The sequence below is a fragment of the Paenibacillus sp. MMO-177 genome (genome assembly GCF_037147795.1).
In the GTDB taxonomy this organism is placed as follows: Bacteria; Bacillota; Bacilli; order Paenibacillales; family Paenibacillaceae; genus Pristimantibacillus.
In genome coordinates, this window is record NZ_JBBCUR010000048.1 from 1 (window position 1) to 224 (window position 224).

Annotated in this window: 1 rRNA gene; it reads right to left on the minus strand. The window is 54.5% G+C overall.

Annotated features, from left to right (window positions below):
• Positions 1–224 (minus strand): 16S ribosomal RNA (locus tag WFK81_RS30840); the annotation flags it as partial.

The window sequence follows — 224 nt, forward strand, 5'->3', positions numbered from 1 at the left end:
GTATCGGCCATTGTAGTACGTGTGTAGCCCAGGTCATAAGGGGCATGATGATTTGACGTCATCCCCACCTTCCTCCGGTTTGTCACCGGCAGTCATCCTAGAGTGCCCACCTTAAAGTGCTGGCAACTAAGATCAAGGGTTGCGCTCGTTGCGGGACTTAACCCAACATCTCACGACACGAGCTGACGACAACCATGCACCACCTGTCTCCTCTGTCCCGAAGG